At 48.7% G+C, this 6,551-nt stretch carries 7 protein-coding genes; 2 read left to right on the top strand and 5 right to left on the bottom strand.

The window, feature by feature from the left end; translation table 11 throughout:
• Positions 1-16 precede the first annotated feature (16 nt).
• The 3 genes from ACMP1L_RS01355 to gpr form a co-directional block, all read right to left on the bottom strand.
• A complete protein-coding gene (locus tag ACMP1L_RS01355; RefSeq protein WP_177304148.1) occupies positions 17-571 on the bottom strand; it encodes a biotin transporter BioY in 555 nt (184 codons plus the stop codon).
• Positions 568-1,191, bottom strand: a complete 624-nt coding sequence (locus ACMP1L_RS01360) for a hypothetical protein (RefSeq protein ID WP_418451794.1) — start codon at positions 1,189-1,191, stop codon at positions 568-570. Before ACMP1L_RS01360 ends, ACMP1L_RS01355 begins: the two co-directional genes overlap by 4 nt.
• Before the next feature lie 95 nt (positions 1,192-1,286).
• Positions 1,287-2,324, bottom strand: a complete 1,038-nt coding sequence (gpr, locus tag ACMP1L_RS01365) for a GPR endopeptidase (RefSeq protein ID WP_118733676.1) — start codon at positions 2,322-2,324, stop codon at positions 1,287-1,289.
• A 222-nt stretch (positions 2,325-2,546) separates the two neighbouring features.
• On the opposite strand from gpr, the gene rpsT reads away from it, so the two are divergent.
• On the top strand, positions 2,547-2,810 hold the full coding sequence (rpsT, locus tag ACMP1L_RS01370; RefSeq protein ID WP_118733677.1) for a 30S ribosomal protein S20: 264 nt from the start codon (positions 2,547-2,549) through the stop codon (positions 2,808-2,810).
• Positions 2,811-3,154: 344 nt separating this feature from the next.
• The gene (locus ACMP1L_RS01375) at positions 3,155-4,510 is read left to right on the top strand and encodes an 8-oxoguanine deaminase (RefSeq protein WP_418451795.1); all 1,356 of its coding nucleotides are present in this window, start codon (positions 3,155-3,157) and stop codon (positions 4,508-4,510) included.
• Positions 4,511-4,615: 105 nt separating this feature from the next.
• On the opposite strand, the gene ychF is transcribed toward ACMP1L_RS01375, so the two are convergent.
• Both ychF and ACMP1L_RS01385 read right to left on the bottom strand, forming a co-directional pair.
• Positions 4,616-5,713: a redox-regulated ATPase YchF gene (ychF, locus tag ACMP1L_RS01380; RefSeq protein WP_177304144.1), complete on the bottom strand. Its 1,098-nt coding sequence runs from the start codon at positions 5,711-5,713 to the stop codon at positions 4,616-4,618.
• A gap of 167 nt (positions 5,714-5,880) precedes the next feature.
• Positions 5,881-6,099 (bottom strand): helix-turn-helix domain-containing protein, encoded by a 219-nt coding sequence (locus ACMP1L_RS01385; RefSeq protein WP_118534045.1) that lies wholly within the window; start codon positions 6,097-6,099, stop codon positions 5,881-5,883.
• Positions 6,100-6,551: the final 452 nt, after the last annotated feature.

The following is a 6,551-nucleotide window of genomic DNA, read 5'->3' on the forward strand; positions in this document are numbered from 1 at the left end:
TCTCCATTTACATACTTTAAAACTGCGGCACAACACGGCGCAGGATCTTTGCGAGGCCGGCTGCCACAAAACACTTTACAACATCCAGCGGAATAAACGGAAGCACCGCCTGTACCATGATGGCCGGCCACGGCTGTTTTGTCACAACCTTCATCTGAACTGCGCCAAACAGGTAAATGACCGGAATTCCCACAAAGATCAGAAACGCGGTCTGGGCCTTTAAATTCTTTACCTTGCGGCAGAACAGTGCGATCAGGATCGCTGCCACTGCATTGCCGTAGCGATATCCTCCGGCCGGTCCAAGAAGCTTTCCAAGAGAACCACCGATCCCCATCACGCTCAAGAGAAGCCAGCTCACCATAATTGCCACAATCTGAAGCGGAGCAAACAGCATACCGATCAGATTAACCACCAGCGTCTGCGCCGTAATGCTGGCAGAGGAAAATGGGAGCGGGATCTTTATGTAGGTAGAAACGATCAGCATGGTCGTCATCAGTGCCATGGTTGTAATTCCGAATGTACTCCAGATCGTTTCTTTCTTTGCTGCTGTTCTTGTTGCCGTATTCATCATTCTGTTCCTCCTTCGTTCTTCTCCTGCAGCTTCATCTGCAGGATGCGTCCCCGGTCTGTGAAAAGCTCTACAGTCCGGCTATGCTCTCCTGTTTTCTGTTCCACCAGTCTTGCCTTTTCCCCGCACCGGAGAGGGAGATAAAAACGGACGGATGCCGCGTCACAGCCACCATATCCTTCCAGGAGCCGGTTGACCATAAGAAATCCGGGAACGACTGCCGCTTCCCCACGATGGATGAGATTCCCATCCCGGGATTCCTTCAGATAAGTATCAATTGCCTCCCGTGTCACAAGAAATGCTTCGCTCTCTTTCTGCGATGATGGCAGCCTGATATCCCGATGCTGCTTTCCTGTTGTTTCTCGGTCTGTTTCCGTTCCGGATGCTGCATTGACAAGCATCACCTGGAGCTGATCCTCTGTTGTCAGATTTCGGATCTCCACCTCCGCAAGCCTGGCATCCGAACGCAGCACCGTAAGGTCACAGCTGTGCTGCATCTGTCCGGGTGTGTTCCCACCCGCTTCTTTTCCAAAGGAAAAGCGACATGATCCGATCATCCACCCCAGGTACCCCGGCAGTTCAGAAAGTACTTTTTCCAGTATCATAAGCCGTTCCTGCCTCATGTTCTCTGCTCCCTTCCACTCCTGTGCATTTCCTGCTAAAAACGATCCCAGTATAGCAATCCCCGGTTTGATTGTCAACTATTTTTGTGTTTTAGTTAACAATTATCCTGTTTTCTGTTTTTTTCGGAAAATACAGCTTTATGGATGGCTTCTGAAATGGTATAGCTCAGATTCCGGATCCGCTCATCCATGTCCGGCGGTGTAACATAGAGATTCCCAAACTCCGGTGCCAGAAGCTCCCGGATCAGATGATACTGTTCCTCCGGATCCAGTCCTTCCACATACCTTCCGAGCCCGCGTGTCACCCGGTTCTTTTTTAACGCCCCGGTCATGGCATCAACCGTATCGTACACAATGGCCGCTGCGCTCACCACCGTCGGTACTCCGACTGCCAGTACCGGAACTCCCAGACTTTCCTTTGTCAGGCTCTGCCGGTGATTGCCCACGCCAGAGCCGGGATGGATTCCGGTATCGGTAAGCTGAATGGTTGTTCCAAGACGCCGGAGGCTGCGGGCCGCCAGCGCATCTACCGCGATCAGAAGATCGGGTTTTGTCTCTCGTATCACGCCCTTTAAAATCTCTGCTGTCTCCATACCGGTCTGGGCCAGGACTCCGGGAGCGATACCGCTTAACACGGGAAGGCCGTGCGCTTTACAGAACTCTTCCCCATATTCGCCCTGCAGATGCCGGGTCATCTGCAGATTTTTAAGGACCTTCGGTCCTAACGCATCGGGAGTCACATCCTCGTTTCCGAGACCCACAGACAAAATTTTCAATTCTGATTCCTTTTTTCCTGTCAGCTGCCGGATAAGCGCACGCAGACAGCCTGCCAGCTCCCCGGAGACCTCTTCATGATAGCTCTCATCCTGTTTCGCCAGAGCATCTGCCTCCAGGGTCAGATAAGTGCCAACCGGCTTTCCCATAATCCCGGCACCATGCTCATTCAGGATCTTCACCTCTGTCATACAGATATCCGAATTGCTTTCCCGCCATTTTCGCAGTGAAACACCGGAAATCTCCCCGCCATCTCCCGGGAAGCGCTCCCCCTCCTCGACTGCAAGATCTGTACGGACTTCAAAATCCGGAGCACCGCCCGGCAGCTGTCTTTTCCATTCGCTCTCTTTCTTTCTCATAGCCTCTCTGTCCTTCCTGTCGGCATTTTCTGTTTCCTGTATTTTTGCTTTCTCTCTGCTGCACTCCCCTTATTTTTTCGCAAAAATACGCAATTTATGTATTGACATTTTGTGCCGGATTAGGTAGAATGCAATAGTATGTTTACATTGAACTGTCCGTGTCCAGACTTTGATGCAAACCAAAGACTATAAATCATATTTGTTTAATTGGAGGTGCCCAGATTGGCTAACATTAAATCTGCTAAAAAGAGAATCTTAGTAAACGAGACCAAGGCTGCAAGAAACAAAGCAATCCGTTCTAAAGTAAAAACTGCCTGCAAGAAGGTAGAGGCTGCTGTGACCGCTGCTGATAAAGCTGCTGCACAGACCGCTTTAGTTGCTGCTATTTCCGAGATCAATAAGGCTTGCACCAAGGGTGTATACCACAAGAATACCGCTTCCAGAAAGGTTTCCCGCCTCTCTAAAGCTGTAAACGCAATGGCTTAATCATAAGACTGGAATATTATAAATAACACAAAAAAGCTTCGGTTCCTGGGTGTGTGGAGCCGAAGCTTTTTTGTGTTTTTCTTTCCATTTCCCTCACATATCCTTATTCCTTTGTGTATTTTTCATATTTTTTCATCAACTTTTTTGTGCTTTTTGACATTGTCTTTCCAGGACTCCCATGTTAAAGTTAAACGCGTAACAAACAAATGTACCTTGATATCATATTATAAGCTGTTTAAAACATAGCCTTGATCAGGCAGTATACCAGACTTATATCATATGCAGGGGTTCCCCCCGGCATCTGAGAAGGCTGGGGGAGTATGTCATGTAGGAGGTATTTATTTATGACACTGCTGATCAAAAATATAACGTATCTGGTTACCTGTGACGATGATAACCGCGTACTGAAGGAGGTGAATGTTTTTGTCGAAGATGGAATCATCAAATCCATCGGAGCCGACGTCCAGACAGCGGATGATGTGATCGATGGGTCTCATATGGTGATGTATCCTGGGTTGATCAATACCCACCATCACTTATATCAGACATTCAGTCGAAACTTACCCGAAGTTCAGAACATGGAATTATTCCCATGGCTTAAAACTTTATACGAAATCTGGAAGAATTTAAATCCGGATACCGTCTATTACAGCTCTTTAACCGGAATGGGCGAGCTTTTAAAAACAGGATGTACCTGTTGTCTGGACCACCACTACGTATTTCCGGCCGGCACCGGCATGGACCTTCTGGATTCCCAGTTTGCTGCCGCCGACGCCCTCGGCATGCGTTTCCACGCAACCCGGGGCAGCATGGACTTAAGTGTCAAGGACGGAGGGCTTCCTCCAGATTCTGTAGTCCAGACTGTAGATGAGATCATGAAAGATTCCGAGGATGCGGTACGCAAATATCATGATGCATCCCGCTACAGCATGCATCAGGTTGCGCTGGCACCGTGTTCCCCGTTCAGCGTCTCCTTTGAGCTCTTAAAAGAATCCGCAAAACTGGCCCGCAAACTCCATGTGCGACTGCACACCCATCTGGCTGAGACAAAGGACGAGGAAAATTATACACTGGAGCGCTTCGGTATGCGCCCACTGGAATACATGGAAAGCCTTGGCTGGATCGGACCGGACGTCTGGTACGCACATGGCATCCACTTTAATGATGCAGAGTTAAAACGTCTGGCCGAAACCGGAACCGGTGTAGCCCACTGCCCGATTTCCAACATGAAGCTTTCTTCCGGCATTGCCCGCATCCCGGAGATGTTAAAACTCGGTGTCCGTGTCGGACTGGCTGTAGACGGTTCTGCCAGCAACGATGGCTCTGATCTTCTCGAGGAGTTGCGCACCGGCTTCCTGCTCCACCGCTTAAATTCCAGCAGTGCCGCACCGACCGGCTACGATATGTTAAAGATTGCCACCCGCGGAAGCGCATCGATCCTCGGACGCGATGACATTGGACAGATTGCCGAAGGCATGGCCGCAGACTTCTTCCTGATCAACATGGACCGCCTGTCCCTGACCGGAGCACAGTTTGATGTCAGCTCCATGCTTGGCACCGTTGGATATAAAGGCAATGTAGATTACACGGTTGTAAACGGCAGAGTCGTTGTCCGCGAAGGACGCCTCACCGGCGTTGACGAGGAGAAGATCACCGCAGAGGCAAACCATTGCGTAAGCCGCTATCTTGGCCGGTCCTAACAGAAGTTTTCTCCGTTTGCCAGAATGAAATAAAAAGAGCGTATGAATCCTCATATCATTCAGCAGATTCATACGCTCTTTTCATTCGAAAGCTATTATGCAGATTTATACATTGAAACGGAACAGGATCACATCGCCATCTTTGACAACATAATCTTTTCCCTCCAGGCCAACCAGACCTTTCTCTTTTGCTTTTGCGTAAGTACCGCAGTCTAACAGATCCTGGTAGTTTACGACCTCTGCACGAATGAATCCTCGCTCGAAATCGGAGTGGATCTTACCGGCTGCCTGCGGAGCTTTGGTGCCAACCTTGATGGTCCATGCACGGGTCTCATCCTCACCGGAGGTCAGATAACTGATCAGTCCCAGCAGGCGGTAGCTTGCCGCGATCAGCTTGTCCAGACCGGACTCCGTCAGGCCCAGTGCCTCTAAATACTCCTGCTTCTCATCATCATCCAGCTCTGCGATTTCCTGCTCGATCTGAGCACTGATCACGAATACCTCACAGTTATTCTCAGCAGCATATTTGCGGACCGCTGCAACATGAGGGTTAGATGCACCATCATCAGCCAGATCATCCTCACCTACGTTGGCAGCGAAGATAACCGGCTTGCAGGTTAACAGGTTCAGAGAATTCACAAAAGCCATAACGTCTTCGTCATCATTCTCGTAGGTGGAAGCCAGTTTGCCATCCTCCAGGATTGCCTTCAGTTCTTTTAAAACCTCAACCTCTTTTGCCAGAGACTTGTCGTTAAATGCAGACTTGGAAGTCTTTGCAATACGGCGCTCCAGAATCTCGATATCAGAGAAGATCAGCTCCAGGTTGATGGTCTCAATATCACGGATCGGATCTACACTGCCCTCTACGTGGATCACATTCGGATCCTCAAAGCAGCGTACCACATGAACAATGGCATCTACCTCACGGATGTTAGCCAGAAACTGGTTGCCCAGGCCCTCACCCTTGGAAGCGCCCTTTACCAGACCTGCAATATCTACAAACTCAATAACCGCCGGGGTTACCTTTTTGGAATGGTACAGATCCCCAAGCAGCTTCAGACGGTTATCCGGAACTGCAACCACACCCACATTCGGGTCAATGGTACAGAACGGATAGTTGGCAGACTCTGCGCCAGCCTTGGTCAGAGAGTTGAACAGGGTACTCTTGCCGACGTTCGGCAGACCCACGATACCTAATTTCATAACAATATATCCTCCTTAGAATACGCGAAAACGTATTTTATCTCAGCTCCTTACAAAAGAAAAGCGAGTTTTATTCCTGTCTACTATAACATAGGTAGAAAAAAAAGTAAATGTACTGTCCTTCCTGCAATATCAAAAAAGAGAACACTTTCATGCTCTCTTTCTATCTATTCCTGCTCTTCATTTTCCTCTCTCTCATACTGCATGATATCTTCCACCCTGCAACCCAAAATCTCGCATAGCATCTCAATCGTATGCGTGGATACATACGCGTTTTTCTTTAGTCGGTTAATCTGTCCGGAGCTGACACCATAATTCTTGATCAGCCGGTACTGGGAAACACCACGCGTTTTCATGGTCTCCCAAAGCGGATCATAATTTATCATGTCCGTCCCCCCTGATTTCCAAATCCCGTAGCCGCCATATCTGTAGCCACAGTCTTATTTCATTAAATCAGTTTGTCCGACATCTGTATATTATCCATAATTGGATATGCGTATGCATCTCTATGTAAAATAACAATTTAAGGGAATAGCACGAAAGGGTCCGAAGTTCCGGGGAGGGCCTACAGAACCGCAGATGCGGTGGAATTTTGTACTTCATTCGCTCCGCCGCCTATTGTTTCCCCTGCGACCCAAACTCACTCACTGCGCTCGTTCAGACAAGGGTCTCCGGGGAAACGCTATGCTCGCTCATGAAGAAAATTCCAATGCATCTGCTTATTCTGTATGCCCTCCCCGAAACTTCTGCTTTACTGACTATTCTACGATAATGAATAACGCAGCCAGAACGATATTAACGAAAGTCTGTAAAAATAGACTTTTCCAAATATCATTCT

It is taken from the genome of Ventrimonas sp. (assembly GCF_048380235.1).
Taxonomy (GTDB): Bacteria; Bacillota; Clostridia; order Lachnospirales; family Lachnospiraceae; genus Brotaphodocola.

Bases quoted from the DNA above. Each gene is read 5' to 3' on its own strand.
- ACMP1L_RS01355 (WP_177304148.1), bottom strand. From the start codon at position 571: ATGATGAATACGGCAACAAGAACAGCAGCAAAGAAAGAAACGATCTGG.
- ACMP1L_RS01360 (WP_418451794.1), bottom strand. From the start codon at position 1,191: ATGAGGCAGGAACGGCTTATGATACTGGAAAAAGTACTTTCTGAACTG.
- gpr (WP_118733676.1), bottom strand. From the start codon at position 2,324: ATGAGAAAGAAAGAGAGCGAATGGAAAAGACAGCTGCCGGGCGGTGCT.
- ACMP1L_RS01375 (WP_418451795.1), top strand. From the start codon at position 3,155: ATGACACTGCTGATCAAAAATATAACGTATCTGGTTACCTGTGACGAT.
- ychF (WP_177304144.1), bottom strand. From the start codon at position 5,713: ATGAAATTAGGTATCGTGGGTCTGCCGAACGTCGGCAAGAGTACCCTG.
- ACMP1L_RS01385 (WP_118534045.1), bottom strand. From the start codon at position 6,099: ATGATAAATTATGATCCGCTTTGGGAGACCATGAAAACGCGTGGTGTT.